General features: G+C 72.4%; 12 protein-coding genes. 8 read left to right on the top strand and 4 right to left on the bottom strand.

Features of this window, described 5'->3' with window-relative positions; translation table 11 throughout:
- Window positions 1-79: 79 nt before the first annotated feature.
- The 3 genes from OG289_RS12195 (at window position 80) to OG289_RS12185 (ending at window position 1,845) form a co-directional block, all read left to right on the top strand.
- Window positions 80-622, top strand: coding sequence for a sigma-70 family RNA polymerase sigma factor (locus tag OG289_RS12195; protein WP_327314025.1), 543 nt, complete (start codon window positions 80-82; stop codon window positions 620-622).
- Window positions 619-1,437 (top strand): anti-sigma factor, encoded by an 819-nt coding sequence (locus OG289_RS12190; RefSeq protein WP_327314024.1) that lies wholly within the window; start codon window positions 619-621, stop codon window positions 1,435-1,437. The genes OG289_RS12195 and OG289_RS12190 overlap by 4 nt, the downstream gene beginning before the upstream one ends.
- A gap of 126 nt (window positions 1,438-1,563) precedes the next feature.
- The gene (locus tag OG289_RS12185) at window positions 1,564-1,845 is read left to right on the top strand and encodes a hypothetical protein (protein WP_327314023.1); all 282 of its coding nucleotides are present in this window, start codon (window positions 1,564-1,566) and stop codon (window positions 1,843-1,845) included.
- 35 nt (window positions 1,846-1,880) lie between these two features.
- Here the strand turns inward: OG289_RS12185 and OG289_RS12180 are convergent, their stop codons facing one another.
- The 4 genes from OG289_RS12180 to hmgA all read right to left on the bottom strand — a co-directional run bounded on the left by OG289_RS12180 (window position 1,881) and on the right by hmgA (window position 6,637).
- Window positions 1,881-3,101 carry a CaiB/BaiF CoA transferase family protein gene (locus tag OG289_RS12180; protein ID WP_327320653.1) on the bottom strand — a complete coding sequence of 407 codons (1,221 nt, stop codon included), beginning with the start codon at window positions 3,099-3,101 and terminating at the stop codon, window positions 1,881-1,883.
- Between the two features lie 234 nt (window positions 3,102-3,335).
- A complete protein-coding gene (locus tag OG289_RS12175) occupies window positions 3,336-4,505 on the bottom strand; it encodes a type ISP restriction/modification enzyme (RefSeq protein ID WP_327314022.1) in 1,170 nt (389 codons plus the stop codon).
- Between the two features lie 24 nt (window positions 4,506-4,529).
- Entirely contained in the window at window positions 4,530-5,279 is a 750-nt protein-coding gene (locus tag OG289_RS12170; protein WP_327314021.1) for a GntR family transcriptional regulator, read from the bottom strand.
- 26 nt (window positions 5,280-5,305) lie between these two features.
- Window positions 5,306-6,637, bottom strand: a complete 1,332-nt coding sequence (gene hmgA, locus OG289_RS12165; protein ID WP_327314020.1) for a homogentisate 1,2-dioxygenase — start codon at window positions 6,635-6,637, stop codon at window positions 5,306-5,308.
- 162 nt (window positions 6,638-6,799) lie between these two features.
- Between hmgA and OG289_RS12160 the strand changes: the two genes are divergently transcribed.
- The 5 genes from OG289_RS12160 (at window position 6,800) to OG289_RS12140 (ending at window position 13,196) form a co-directional block, all read left to right on the top strand.
- The gene (locus OG289_RS12160; protein WP_327314019.1) at window positions 6,800-7,336 is read left to right on the top strand and encodes a hypothetical protein; all 537 of its coding nucleotides are present in this window, start codon (window positions 6,800-6,802) and stop codon (window positions 7,334-7,336) included.
- Between the two features lie 64 nt (window positions 7,337-7,400).
- A complete protein-coding gene (locus OG289_RS12155; protein ID WP_327314018.1) occupies window positions 7,401-8,018 on the top strand; it encodes a TetR/AcrR family transcriptional regulator in 618 nt (205 codons plus the stop codon).
- An 85-nt stretch (window positions 8,019-8,103) separates the two neighbouring features.
- Window positions 8,104-10,356 carry a molybdopterin oxidoreductase family protein gene (locus tag OG289_RS12150; protein WP_327314017.1) on the top strand — a complete coding sequence of 751 codons (2,253 nt, stop codon included), beginning with the start codon at window positions 8,104-8,106 and terminating at the stop codon, window positions 10,354-10,356.
- A 136-nt stretch (window positions 10,357-10,492) separates the two neighbouring features.
- Window positions 10,493-11,917, top strand: coding sequence for a CitMHS family transporter (locus OG289_RS12145; protein ID WP_327314016.1), 1,425 nt, complete (start codon window positions 10,493-10,495; stop codon window positions 11,915-11,917).
- Window positions 11,918-11,945: 28 nt separating this feature from the next.
- Window positions 11,946-13,196, top strand: coding sequence for an MFS transporter (locus OG289_RS12140; RefSeq protein ID WP_327314015.1), 1,251 nt, complete (start codon window positions 11,946-11,948; stop codon window positions 13,194-13,196).
- The last annotated feature ends 63 nt before the right edge of the window (window positions 13,197-13,259 follow it).

Genomic DNA, 13,259 nt, shown 5'->3' with positions numbered 1-13,259 from the left:
CCATCCGGAGGTGTGTTCGTTGCGAATGCCTGGTGTGACGGGGCGGCCCGGGTGTGGTGGCCGCAGGGAGGGGGACCGTATGGAGGCGGACGAGCTTCTGGTGCTCGTGGCGCGAGGCGACCAGCACGCATTCGAACAGCTCTACGGACTGGTGTCCGGGCCGGTGTTCGGGCTCGTGCGCCGGGTCGTCAGGGATCCCGCGCAGTCGGAGGAGGTCGCCCAGGAGGTGCTCCTGGAGGCCTGGCGCTCGGCCCGCCGCTTCGACCCCAGCCGCGGCAGCGCCCTCTCCTGGATCCTCACCCTCGCCCACCGCCGCGCCGTCGACCGGGTACGCAGTGCCCGCGCGGCCGTCGACCGCGAGCAGCGCGAGGCCCAGCGCTACCACGACCCCGCCTTCGACCAGGTGGCGGAGGAGGTCGAGGCGGGCCTGGAACGCCAGTTGGTCCGCCGCTGCCTGGACCGGCTGACGGCGCTCCAGCGGCAGTCCGTCACCCTCGCCTACTACGACGGCTACACGTACCGTGAGGTGGCCGACCGGCTCTCGCTGCCGCTCGGCACGGTGAAGACACGGATGCGTGACGGGCTCACGCGGCTGCGCGACTGCCTGGGAGGTGCCGCATGAGTGTGCTCGGCCTGTTCCGCCGCGAGGACCTGCACTCGCTGGCCGCTCCCTACGCGCTCGACGCCCTCGAGGCCGACGAGCGCCGCCGTTTCGAGAAGCATCTGAAGGACTGCGACCGTTGCTCCGCCGAGGTGCGGGCGCTGGCCGAGGACGCCGTCCGGCTCGCCTGGTCGCAGGCCGCCCCGCCGCCGGCCGCGATGCGCAACCGGGTGCTGGCCGCCGTCCAGAGAACTCCGCAGGAGCCCTCGCGTGCGCCGGCGCGGGAGCACGCGACTCAACTGCCCCCGCATGTCTGGGGCACGCAGCCGCCGCCCGGACGCTCCCGTACGCCCCGTGCGCGCCGCCCGCTGTTCGTGCCGTTCGCCACGGCCACCGCCGCCGCGGCCCTCGTGGTCGCCTCGCTCTTCGCCGTCCAGGCAGGACGCACCCAGGACCAGCTGAACGCCGAGCGCGCCCAGTCACGTGAGATCGCCCACGTTCTCGCAGCTCCGGACGCGCGGGCGAGCACCGGCAAGGACGCAGAGGGCCGCAGTATCGGAGTGATCGCTTCCGCTTCGGAGGGGCAGGCGGTCGTCACCTTGAGCGGATACGGGGGCTTGTCCGCCGGGCAGGTGCATCAGCTGTGGCTCATGCGCCCGGGCGCGCAACCACGCTCCCTCGGGCTCTTCGAAGGAGACACGCCCTTGGTCGCCACCGGTCTCGACAAGGCGGCGACATCACTCGCTGTGACCGTCGAGCCCGACGGTGGATCAGCGCAGCCCACCACGCAGCCGGTTGTCCAACTCACCCTGAAATCGGTCGGATTCGGAGAGTGATCGAAGAGGGGTCGTCAACACCCTTACGGGGAAGGTGAATCCTGTGAGCTCGATACCTGTGTGCCGCGACGGGGCGATAGGGTTACCCTGCCCGGGCCGGGTGGACTCGTACGGGTGGGGAGTGACATGGAACAGATAACGATGCACAGCAGGGCGAGGGTTCCTGCGATCACCTGCGGGAGCAGCGCGACCAGTTCGCGCCTGGACCGCCATCTCTCGGTGCTGGCGGGTCCCGCCATACCGCAGCGGGAGACGGTCGAGGCGACCTCGCTCATGCGGGAGCTGACCGCACGTGAGCCCGTGCGCGACCGTGGCTCCAAGACGACACGGGCACGGGTGAGCCGTGTCTCGCTCTTCGCGCCCCTGCGCCGACTGCGCCGCTCGCTGTTCGGCGGCAACAGGCACTGACCGGCCGGCGCGTCCTCACGTACTGAGTCCCGCGCTCAGGCGGCCACACCGTCCCGGCGCAGCGCTGCGATCTCCTCGTCCGTCATCCCCATGGCACGCAGCAAAGCTTCGGTGTGCTCCCCGAGCGCGGGCACGTCCCCCATGCGTGCCTCCTCCCCGCCCGGCAGCGTGATCGGGGGCAGCAGCGCCCGCAACGGCCCGACCGGCGTCCCCACCTCCCGCCACCGCTCACGGGCCGCCAGCTGCGGATGCTCCGCCACCTCGTGCAGATCCCTCAGGCGTGCGCACGCGATCCCCGCGCCCTCGAGCCGCGCCAACGCCTCGTCGGTGCGCAGCGCGCCCAGCGCCTTCGCCACCAGCGCGTCCGTACGCTCCCGGTTCGTCACCCGTGCCGCGTTCGTCGCATACGACGGATCCGTCCCCAGCTCGGGCCGTCCGACGACCTGTTCGGCCAGCCGCCGCCACTCCCGGTCGTTCTGCACGGACAACAGCACCCGCCCGCCGTCGGCGGTGAAGTAGGCGTCATAGGGCGCGATCACGGCATGCGCGAGACCGGTGCGGGCCGGGGGAGTGCCCCCGTGCATGGCGTGGTGCAGCGGATGCCCCATCCACTCCGCGAGCGCGTCCAGCATCGACACCTCCACCGGCCCGCCCCGCCCGGTCGCGCCCCGCCGCACCAGCGCCGCCAGGACGCCCGAGAAGGCGTACATGGCCGCCGCGATGTCCGCCGCGGGGATCCCCGCCTTCACCGGCTGCTCGGGCGTCCCGGTCACCGACACCAGCCCCGCCTCGCACTGCACGAGCATGTCGTACGCCCGCTTGTCCGCGTACGGTCCGCTCGCCCCGTACCCGGAGATGTCCACGGCGACCAGCCGCGGGTGCGCCGCGCAGAGGGTGGCCGCGTCCAGACCGAGCCGGGCCGCCGCCCCCTGCGCGAGGTTCTGCACGAACACGTCCGCGTCGGCGATCAGCCGCCGTACGACGTCCAGGCCCCGCGGGTCCTTGAGGTCGAGTGCGAGGGACTCCTTTCCCCGGTTGCACCACACGAAGTGCGAGGCGAGGCCGCCGGCGGCGGTGTCGTAGCCGCGCGCGAAGTCACCGCCGTCGATCCGCTCGACCTTGATCACCCGGGCGCCGAGGTCGGCGAGCTGCCGGGTGGCGAACGGCGCCGCGACGGCCTGCTCGACGGCGACGACGGTGACGCCCTCCAAGGGCAGCGGCAGAGGCGGCGGCAGCGGCGACGGGAGCTGGTCCATGGGGTCCATGGGGTGGATGCTAGTGCTGTGACAGGCGACGTTCGCCCGGTCGCGACGCCCGGCACACTCCCTCAAAGGCGTGGGAGGTGCCCCCATTCGCCGCACCGGCCGAAGACCCACGTACGTCCAGTACGAGGGCCTTCGGCCGGCACTCCCCCAGCCTTCGGCCGGGGGGACCCCCAGAGCACGCACCGGACGCCGCTCCTTCACGGGCGAACGTTGCCTGCAACGGCACTAGATCAGTGCGAACTGGCCCTCCGGGCCCTCCTCGTGGTGGTCCAGGACCGTCGCCGGGCGGCGTGCCGAGTCAGGGACCGGCAGTACGCCCACCGCGCGCAGCTCCGCCGCCGTGACCGCGTCCGTGTCCGTCACCTTCAACTCCTCCCGCCGCGCGCCGACTTCCGCCAGCAGCGTCAACACCGTGATGAGCTCCAGGAGTTCGGAGGTCCACGACTGCTGCCAGGCCGCCGGGCGGATCGCGGCCAGGGTTCCCGGCCCGGCTTCCTCCGCGGTCCGCGCCGCGAACCACCGCTCCAGGACCCGGCCGCCCGCGTCCGCCTCGAAGTCCCAGGCCTCGGGCGGAACGGGGGAGACACGGCCCTCGTCCAGGTGCAGGGTCTCCTCGTCGCGGTCGTAGCGCAGGCTGAGGGGGCCGGCCGGGAGCGGGGCGCGGACGTAGGGGCGGCGGCCGCCGGGCAGCTTGGGGCGCTCGCCGTCCCGCCGCAGCAGCCACAGCGCGCGGTGCCCCGACTCGACACCGCGCGCCCAGCGTTCGGGATCCCGGGTGAGAGGGACGGTGAGATCGGGGCGGACGGCGGTCAGGGTCCACGCCAGGAAGTCCACCGGATCGGGGGAGTGGCCCAGCCGGCCGAGCTGGTCCAGCAGGCCGGGCGCCAGGTTCGGCTCCTTGCCGCCCGGACGCCGGTACAGCGGGCGGATGCGGCCCGGGCGCAGGAGGGGGAACAGGGAGGTCGCGAGAAGCGGCCACTTGGGCGCCTGGGGCGTCTCCACCACGAACACCTGCGCCTCGTCCGCCACCCGCCACAACTCCGGGCGGGCCGCGTCGATCAGCCGGTGGTCGGGGATGAGCCACTGCTCGTCGAAGGGCGCCGCCAGGACCCGTACGGGCTCCGGGCAGGGGCCCGAGGCGCGGACGAGTCTCTCCGTGCCGCCGTCCGCCCGGCCGGGGAGCCGTCCGACGGCCGTGTGCAGGGTGCGGGCCCGGGTCGGCTCGAACAGGGCCTCGCGGTCTCGGCCCTCGGCCTTCACCAGGGCCTCCCAGCGGGCCTTGAGGGAAGCCGGGTGGGGCGCCGCCGGCCACCTCCGGCCGAGCCGCGGCGGTGCGACGGACCACGGCATGAGGTCCGCCAGCGGCGGAGCGTCGTCGTGCGTCACGCGTGGCATGGTACGAGGCTCACCGGCGGCGGGTCACGTCGCGTCGAGCGTGACCGTGAAGGAGAAACGGTCACCCCGGTAGTGGATGACGGCCGCGTCGAGGACCCGTCCGGCCGTGTCGTAGGTGACGCCCGTGTAGTGCAGGATCGGGCTCAGCAGCGGGACCCGGAGCAGCCGGGCGGTCTCCGGGTCCGCCAGCCGGGCCTCGACCGTGTCGGTGATCCGGCCGATGTCCGCGCCCACGACGTCCCGCAGCACCTTGGTCATGGGCCAGCGGACCAGGTCGTCGGGGTCGATACGGGCGGCCAGTTCGGGACGGACGTAGTTGCGGGCGTGGTTGGTGGGCTCGCCCGTCGTCTCGTCGCTTCTGAGGCGGTGGTACGTCGCCACCTCGGCGAGGTCCGGGAAGTGCTCGGCGACCTCGGCGGGGACGGCCGTGCGGCCGTGGTCGAGGAGCTCCGTCGCCATGCCGGACTGCTGGGCCACGATCGCGTCGACCGAGCCGAGGAGCCGGACCGGGGCGCTCCGCCGCGCGGTCGGCGCGATGAACGTGCCGCGCCGCCGGTGCCGGGTGATCAGCCCCTCGTCCTCCAGTTCCTTCAGCGCCTGCCGCATGGTCAGCACGCTCACCCCGTAGTGCCCCGCCAACTGCTCCTCGGTGGGCAGCCGGAGCGGGTCCCTGGGCGAGCGGCCCAGTATCGAGGCGCGCAGCGACTGCGACACCTGGTACCAGAGCGGCAGCTTGCGGGTGAGGACGATCGAGTCCGGGGCGAAGGAGGTCACGGGCTATCCGTACCGGTCGGCAACGTTCAGTGCAATGTTCCGCCGGACGGACGGAAGTGGCGTTCGAGGCCCTGCCACACGTCGTCGTAGCGCTCTTGCAGATGGTCGGCCCGGGCCGCCTGCGGGGTGAGGGCGAGCGGCCAGCGCGTCTCGAACATGAACGCCAGCCCGTCGTCGATCTTCTGCGGCCTCAGCTCGGCGGCGCTCGCCCGGTCGAACGTCTCCCGGTCCGGGCCGTGCGCCGACATCATGTTGTGCAGCGAACCACCGCCCGGCACGAAGCCCTCCGCTTTGGCGTCGTACGCGCCCTCGATCAGGCCCATGTACTCGCTCATCACGTTCCGGTGGAAGTACGGCGGCCGGAAGGTGTCCTCGCCGACCAGCCAGCGCGGGGCGAAGACCACGAAGTCCACGCCGGCCGGCCCGGGGGTGTCGGACGGCGACGTCAGCACCGTGAAGATCGACGGGTCGGGGTGGTCGTGGGAGATGGACCCGATGACGTTGAAGCGCCGCAGGTCGTAGACGTACGGCACATGGTTGCCGTGCCAGGCGACGACGTCGAGCGGGGAGTGGCCGTAGGTCGCGCCCCAGAGGTGGCCGCAGAACTTGTTGACGACCTCCACCGGGCCCTCGACGTCCTCGTACGCGGCGGCGGGCGCCCGGAAGTCGCGGGCGTTCGCGAGTCCGTTGGCGCCGATCGGGCCGAGGTCGGGGAGGCGGAACGGGGCGCCGTAGTTCTCGCAGACGTAGCCGCGGGCCGAGGCGTCCAGGAGGTCGACGCGGAAGCGGACCCCGCGCGGGATCAGCGCCACCTCGCCGGGCTCGGCGTGCAGCAGCCCGAACTCCGTGCGCAGCAGCAGCCCGCCCCGCTCGGGGACGATCAGCAGCTCGCCGTCGGCGTCGCTGAAGACGCGGTCCATCGAGGCGTTCGCGTGGTACAGGTGCACGGCCATGCCGGTGCGCTGGGTGGCGTCGCCGTTGCCGCCGAGGGTCCACAGGCCGGCCAGGAAGTCCGTGCCGGCGGGCGGCTCGGGCAGGGGGTTCCAGCGCAGCCGGTTGGGGTCGGGGACCGTCTGCGTGAAGGGGCCGGTGCGCAGCCCGCCGTCACCGACGCGGGTGAACGCCGGGTGCGCGGCCGACGGGCGGATCCGGTACAGCCACGAGCGGCGGTTGTGGGCGCGCGGCTCGGTGAACGCCGTACCGCTGAGCTGCTCCGCGTACAGGCCGAGGGGGGCGCGCTGCGGCGAGTTGCGGCCCTCGGGCAGGGCGCCCGGGACGGCCTCGGAGGCGTGCTCGTTGCCGAACCCGGAGAGGTAGGTCAGCCCCTCGGCCGTCTTGCGTGCGTCCCCGCTGCTCATCGTGGCTCCCTTGCCCGCTGATTCCTATGCATCACCGTAGGATTGCGTTTCCATGGATGCAAGAGGGGGGTCCGTCCTCCTCTCGGAGGACGATCACGGCACGGCCGGAACCAGACTCCAGGGGGATCCCGCGCGTCGGACCGGTGCTCTAGTGTCCGGAGCATGTCGTGGACGCGAGCCCTCCCCGCCGCGCTCGCGGTCTGTGTCCTGTTGCTGACCGGATCCGCGGGCTGCGGCTCCAGTGGTGCGCGGGAACAGGGGACCGTGGCGTCGCCCTCGCCCGTGGGCAAGGTTCTGGACCACACGGACGACGACGGGCGCCACTACCGCGAGGTGGCGAAGAAGGGGGCGCCCGAGGTCGGCGTGGAGGTCCAGCCGGACACCGACGGCGGCTGGGACGTACGGCTGAAGCTGGCCAATTTCCGGTTCTCGGCGGCGGGGGCGGCGCAGAAGGCGGTCACCGGCCGCGGCATCGCCCGGCTCTACGTCGACGACCGGCAGGTCGCCGACCTGCGCGGCCCCGCGTACCGCATCCCGGCCGGCTTCCTCCCGCACGGCACCCACGAGGTCACCGCCCGCCTGTACGCGGACGACGGCACGGTGTGGGCGGTGGACGGCAAGCCGGTGCAGGCCACGGCGGACGTCACGGAGTCGGAGCCATCGCCCGCCGCGTCCCCGACCGGATCACCGTCGCCGTGAGTGCAACAGGCATCTTTCTCCGTACTCGGAGGCGAGGTTCACCCGGCCGCGGCGGAAAGGCATCATGAAGTCCGTGCCCCAAGCGACATCGCTCCGTCGCGCGCCCGTACAGCGGCGCAGCGCCGAACGGCTGACCAGAATCCTCGACGCCTGCGCCGACCTGCTGGACGAGGTCGGCTACGACGCCCTGAGCACCCGCGCGGTCGCCGAGCGCGCCGGTGTCCCCATCGGCTCCGTCTACCGCTTCTTCGGCAACAAGCGGCAGATGGCCGACGCGCTCGCGCAGCGCAACCTGGAGCGCTACTCCGAGCGTGTCACCGAGCGGCTGGAGGGGGCCGGGCGGGGAGACTGGCGGGCCGCCATGGACGCCGTGCTGGACGAGTACCTGGCCATGAAGCGCACCGCGCCCGGCTTCTCCCTCGTCGACTTCGGCAACCAGATCCCGGTCGGCGCCCGGCACGCCGAACCCAACCACCGCGTCGCCGACCGCCTCACCGGCCTGCTCTCCGACTACCTCGTCCGCGAGGTGGACGACGACCTGCGGCGCACCTTCCTGATCGCGGTGGAGACCGCGGACACCCTCGTCCAGCTGGCCTTCCGGGTGGACCCGGAGGGTGACGCGAAGGTGATCGACGAGACGCGGGAGCTGCTGCGGGCGTATCTGGCGCGCACACTGGACTGACGGTCGCGGCCAACCCCTCCCCATTGTTCATACCGGTCGGTATGCTCACCCGGAGAAGGCAATGCCGCCGCCCCCAGGAGGACCCTTGTCCCGCACCGCCCTGCGAATCTGCCCCCTGTGCGAGGCCACCTGCGGGCTGACCCTCACCATCGAGGGGACCAAGGTCACCGGCGCCCGCGGCGACCGGGAGGACGTCTTCAGCAAGGGCTTCATCTGCCCCAAGGGAGCCTCCTTCGGTGCCGTCGACGGCGACCCCGACCGGCTCGGGACACCCCTTGTGCGAAGGGACGGGGAGCTGCGCGAGGCCACCTGGGAGGAGGCCTTCGACGCCGTGGCCGCCGGGATCCGGCCGGTGGTCGAGCGGTACGGGGCGAACTCCGTCGGTGTCGTCCTCGGCAACCCCAACGTCCACACCATGGCCGGCGCGCTGTATCCGCCCGTCCTGATCGCAGGCCTCGGCACCCGCAGCCTCTTCACCGCCTCGACGGTCGACCAGATGCCCAAGCACGTCTCCAGCGGACTGCTCTTCGGCGACGCCAACGCGATCCCGGTGCCGGACCTCGACCACACCGACCACCTCCTGCTCATCGGTGCCAACCCCCTGGAATCCAACGGGAGTCTGTGCACCGCCCCCGACTTCCCCGGCAAGCTCAAGGCGCTCAAGGCCCGCGGCGGCACCCTCACCGTCATCGACCCGCGCCGCACCCGCACCGCGAAGCTCGCCGACCGGCACATCGAGATCCGGCCGGGCGCGGACGCGCTGCTCCTCGCCGCCATGACACAGGTGCTGTTCGAGGAACTCCTCGTCGATCCCGGCGAGTTGGCCCCGCACCTCGAGGGCCTCGACGAACTCGCCGAAGCCGTACGGGACTTCACTCCCGAAGCGGTCGCGCCCGCCTGTGACGTGGACGCCCCGCTCATCCGCGAACTCGCCCGCGAACTCGCCGCGGCCCCCACCGCCGCGGTCTACGGCCGCATCGGCAGTTGCACGGTCCCGTACGGCACGCTCGCCAGCTGGCTCGTCGACGTCCTCAACATCCTCACCGGCAACCTGGACCGGACCGGCGGCGCGCTCTTCCCGCGGGCCGCCACCGACCGCACCCCCCGCCCCGCCGGGCCCGGCCATGGTTTCCAGCTCGCGCGCTGGCGCTCCCGGGTGAGCGGGCACCCCGAGGCGAAGGGCGAGTTGCCGCTGTCCGCGCTCGCCGAGGAGATCGACACCGCGACCGAGGAGGGCGAGCCGATCCGCGCGCTCGTCATGGTCGCCGCCAACCCCGTCCTGTCCGCCCCGGACGGCGACCGGCTCGACAAGGCGCTCGGCACCCTCGACTTCATGGTCAGCGTCGACCCGTACCTGAACGAGACCTCGCGCCACGCCGACGTCGTCCTGCCGCCGCCGCCGCCCTCGCAGACCCCGCACCACGACTTCGCCTTCAACACCCTCGCCGTCCGCAACCAGGTCCGCTACAACCGCCCGGCCGTCCCGCTGGAGGCCGGCCGGATGGCCGAGACCGAGATCCTCGCCCGGCTGACCCTGGCCGCCACCGGGATGCACGGCGCCGACCCGTCCGCCGTCGACGACCTGGTCATCGGCCAGACCCTCGGCAAGGCGGTCGAGGAACCGCACTCGCCCGTGCACGGTCGCGACCCGCGCGAACTCGCGGCACAGCTCACCGGCGACACCGGCCCCGAGCGACGCCTCGACATGATGCTGCGCCTCGGCCCCTACGGCGACGGCTTCGGCGCCCGCCCGGACGGCCTGAGCCTCGCCAGGCTGCTGGACCACCCGCACGGCATCGACCTCGGACCGCTGGAGCCCCGGCTGCCGCAGCCGCTGAAGACGCGCAGCGGGCGGATCGAGCTGCTCCCGCAGCCGATCGTCGACGATCTCCCGCGCCTGCGGGAGGGACTGCTGCGGCGGCCGGACGGGCTCGTCCTCGTCGGGCGGCGGCATCTGCGGTCCAACAACAGCTGGATGCACAACGTCCCCGCCCTCACCGGCGGCACCAACCGGTGCACCCTGCACATCCACCCCGAGGACGCCGAGCGGCTGGGCGTGCGGGACGGTTCCCCGGTGCGGGTGAAGGGCGCCGGGGGAGAGGTGGTCGCGCCCGCCGAGGTCACCGACAGCGTGCGCCGGGGCGTCGTCAGCCTGCCGCACGGCTGGGGCCACGATCGTCCAGGCACCCGCCTGAGCCACGCCGCCGCCGACCCCGGCGTCAACGTCAACCAGCTCCTCGACGGCAGTCTGCTGGACCCCCTGTCGGGCAACGCGGTCCTCAACGGGGTGCCCGTCGAACTCGCCCCGGTGGCCGAAAATCTCGCGGCGCTGACCTGAGTAAAGCCGTGACCTGGAGTTTTGCGCTTATTGCTCGCACGTCAACGTCTTGTTAACACCGTTTGAACGGACCTAACGTCAACCCACCGCCGACCCCCAGGTGGGATGTTCAAGGGCGAACGTTAGGTATCCACTCATGTTGACCATCCTCGGCTTCGCCATGATCGCGACCTTCCTGGTCCTGATCATGCTGAAGAAGATGTCGCCGATCGCGGCGCTCGTGCTGATCCCGGCACTGTTCTGCGTCTTCGTCGGGAAGGGCGCCAAACTCGGTGACTACGTCATCGACGGCGTCAGCAGCCTCGCCCCGACGGCGGCGATGCTCATGTTCGCGATCGTCTACTTCGGTGTGATGATCGATGTCGGCCTCTTCGACCCGATCGTTCGGGGCATTCTGAAGTTCTGCAAGGCCGACCCGCTCCGCATCGTCGTCGGCACGGCACTGCTCGCCGCGATCGTCTCCCTCGACGGCGACGGCTCCACCACCTTCATGATCACCGTCTCGGCGATGTACCCGCTGTACAAGCGCCTGAAGATGAGCCTGGTCGTGATGACGGGCGTCGCCGCCATGGCCAACGGCGTGATGAACACGCTGCCTTGGGGCGGCCCGACCGCCCGCGCCGCCACCGCGCTGAAGCTGGACGCCAGCGAGATCTTCGTGCCGATGATCCCGGCCCTGGCCGTGGGCCTGCTCTTCGTCTTCGTCCTCTCCTACGTCCTCGGCCGCCGCGAGCGCACCCGGCTCGGCGTGCTGACGCTGGACGAGGTGCTGGTCGAGGAGAACGTCCGGGAGAAGGTCGCGCAGACGGAGACCGTTCTCGTGGGCGCCGGCGGCTCCGGCACCGACAAGGGCGCCGCCCCGGCCGCTGGTTCCGGCGCTGCCGCCGCCCTCGGCGACGACGACGAGTCCGACGACGGCTTCCAGGGCCTCGACCCGAACCGGGCCACCCTGCGCCCCAAGCTGTACTGGTTCAACGCGCTGCTCACGGTCACGCTGCTCACCGCCATGATCATGGAGTGGCTGCCGATCCCGGTGCTGTTCCTGCTCGGCGCCGCGCTCGCCCTCACCGTCAACTTCCCGCACATCCCGGACCAGAGGGCCCGGCTGGCCGCCCACGCCGACAACGTCCTCAACGTCTCCGGCATGGTCTTCGCCGCCGCCGTCTTCACCGGCGTCCTCCAGGGCACCGGCATGGTCGAGCACATGGCCAAGTGGATGGTGGGCGTCATCCCCGAGGGCATGGGCCCCCACATGGCGCTGGTCACCGGCGTCCTGAGCCTCCCGCTCACCTACTTCATGTCGAACGACGGCTTCTACTTCGGCGTCCTGCCGGTCCTCGCCGAGGCCGGCGCCGCCCACGGTGTCACGCCGCTGGAGATGGCCCGCGCCTCGCTCGTCGGCCAGCCCCTGCACATGTCGAGCCCGCTGGTCCCGGCCGTCTACGTCCTCGTCGGCATGGCGAAGGTCGAGTTCGGCGACCACACGAGGTTCGTGGTGAAGTGGGCGGCGCTCACCTGCCTGGTGATCCTCGGCGCGGGTCTGCTGTTCGGGATCATCTGACCCGCCCGCCGAAAAACTGGAGGAACGTGTGAGGCCCGGCAGGAACCGCGGCTGGCTGCTCCGTCTCGTCATCGCCTTCGGCTTCGCGCAGGGGGCGGTGTCGATGGCCCGGCCCGCCGTCTCCTACCGGGCCCTCGCCCTTGGCGCGGACGAGCGGGCGGTCGGCGTCATCGCGGGCGTGTACGCGCTGCTGCCGCTCTTCGCCGCCGTACCGCTCGGCCGCCGCACGGACCACGGCCGCTGCGCACCGCTGCTGCCCGTCGGCGTGGTCCTCATCTCCGGCGGCTGCGTGCTGAGCGGGCTCGCGGGCTCCCTGTGGGCGATGGCCCTGTGGAGCGGGGTGATGGGCCTCGGCCACCTGTGCTTCGTCATCGGCTCGCAGTCGCTCGTCGCCCGCCAGTCCGCACCGCACGAACAGGACCGCAACTTCGGCCACTTCACCATCGGCGCCTCGCTGGGCCAGCTGGTCGGCCCGATCGCGGCCGGAGCGCTGATCGGCGGTGACGACATGGCGGGCGGCAGCGCGCTCGCCCTGCTCGTCGCGGGCGCGGGCTGCGCGGTCGCGTTCACCTCGCTGTGGCGCATCGAGCACCGCGAGACGACGCCCAAGTCCCGTACGGGACAAGGCGACCGCGTTCCCGTCGGCCGCATCCTGCACACGCGGGGCGTTCCCGCCGGCATCCTCATCAGCCTCTCCGTGCTGTCCGCGACCGACATCCTCACCGCCTATCTGCCGGTGGTCGGCGAACACCGGGGCATCGCACCGTCGGTCGTCGGCGTTCTGCTCAGCGTCCGCGCGGCGGCCTCCATAGCCTGCCGACTGGTGCTCACCCCGCTGCTGCGGCTGCTGGGCCGGACACGGCTGCTCACCGTGACCTGTCTGCTGGCGGCCCTGCTGTGCGCCGGGATCGCGCTCCCGGCGCCGGTCCGGGCGCTGGGTGTGATCCTCGCGGTGCTCGGGTTCTGCCTCGGCGTCGGGCAGCCGCTGTCGATGACGACGGTCGTCCAGGCCGCCCCGGACGGCGCCCGGTCCACCGCCCTCGCGCTGCGCCTCACCGGCAACCGTCTCGGCCAGGTCGCCGCGCCCGCCGCCGCGGGTCTGGTGGCCGGGGTCGCGGGCGTGGCGGCGCCGTTCGTGATGCTGGGAGTGCTGTTGCTGCTGTCGTCGGGGGTGGCGCTGCGGTCGCCGGGAGACCCGGGAGGGGAGGGCGGAGCGGGGGCGGACCGGCGGCCTGGGCGTCGGTCCCGGCCGGGGTTGCGCCGGTCGAGCGATGTCTGACGGCGCGTCGGGCGACCCTCCCACAGTCGGTGGCGTGGATGTGAAAGAGAGTCAGGTGCCAAG

Origin of the sequence: Streptomyces sp. NBC_01235 (genome assembly GCF_035989285.1) — a bacterium.
Classification (GTDB): domain Bacteria; phylum Actinomycetota; class Actinomycetes; order Streptomycetales; family Streptomycetaceae; genus Streptomyces.
Note: the sequence above shows the minus strand (reverse complement) of the source record. Positions and strands in the feature narration are given on the sequence as shown.

Excerpts from the sequence above, each read along its gene's own strand:
- OG289_RS12155 (WP_327314018.1), top strand. The coding sequence starts at position 7,401 with ATGAAGTCCGTGCCCCAAGCGACATCGCTCCGTCGCGCGCCCGTACAG.
- OG289_RS12180 (WP_327320653.1), bottom strand. The coding sequence starts at position 3,101 with ATGGACCAGCTCCCGTCGCCGCTGCCGCCGCCTCTGCCGCTGCCCTTG.
- OG289_RS12185 (WP_327314023.1), top strand. The coding sequence starts at position 1,564 with ATGGAACAGATAACGATGCACAGCAGGGCGAGGGTTCCTGCGATCACC.
- OG289_RS12145 (WP_327314016.1), top strand. The coding sequence starts at position 10,493 with ATGTTGACCATCCTCGGCTTCGCCATGATCGCGACCTTCCTGGTCCTG.
- hmgA (WP_327314020.1), bottom strand. The coding sequence starts at position 6,637 with ATGAGCAGCGGGGACGCACGCAAGACGGCCGAGGGGCTGACCTACCTC.
- OG289_RS12190 (WP_327314024.1), top strand. The coding sequence starts at position 619 with ATGAGTGTGCTCGGCCTGTTCCGCCGCGAGGACCTGCACTCGCTGGCC.
- OG289_RS12195 (WP_327314025.1), top strand. The coding sequence starts at position 80 with ATGGAGGCGGACGAGCTTCTGGTGCTCGTGGCGCGAGGCGACCAGCAC.
- OG289_RS12175 (WP_327314022.1), bottom strand. The coding sequence starts at position 4,505 with ATGCCACGCGTGACGCACGACGACGCTCCGCCGCTGGCGGACCTCATG.
- OG289_RS12160 (WP_327314019.1), top strand. The coding sequence starts at position 6,800 with ATGTCGTGGACGCGAGCCCTCCCCGCCGCGCTCGCGGTCTGTGTCCTG.